Genomic DNA, 362 nt, shown 5'->3' with positions numbered 1-362 from the left:
ACGGCGTCCAGGCACATCGCGTGCAGTGCTTCGGTCGGGGCCTGCAAGTCGCGCTCGACCTGGGCCTGGCTGAATTGGTAGTAGCCCCGCTCGTCCCAGTAGCGCTCGCCATCGAGGGTGTGGAAGGCAAAGCCCTCTTGTTGGGCAGTGGCGCGCCAACCTGGGCGCTCTGCGAGCTCGACCTTGCGCATGCCTACCCCCCGAAGAAGCTGCCGGACTTGCCGCCCCAGCCACTGCGGGCCGTGGCCTGGCTGCCAAAGCCACCCCGCGAGATGGACGCAGAGACGGCTGAGCGCGACGCCGTGCGGCCTGAGGCGCCATAGCCAGCACCGCCGCCGCCGGACGAACCGCCACTGCTGCTC

1 protein-coding gene is annotated in these 362 nt (G+C 69.9%); it reads right to left on the bottom strand.

Annotated features, from left to right (window positions below):
• On the bottom strand, positions 1-191 hold a 191-nt coding region (locus SB756_RS28535), incomplete at its 3' end, for a glutathionylspermidine synthase family protein (protein WP_410912858.1).
• Positions 192-362: the final 171 nt, after the last annotated feature.

The organism is Pseudomonas sp. SIMBA_068 (assembly GCF_046534705.1).
Lineage (GTDB): Bacteria > Pseudomonadota > Gammaproteobacteria > Pseudomonadales > Pseudomonadaceae > Aquipseudomonas > Aquipseudomonas putida.
The sequence above is the reverse complement of the archived record's forward strand: the minus strand, read 5'-3'. Positions and strand labels throughout refer to the sequence as shown.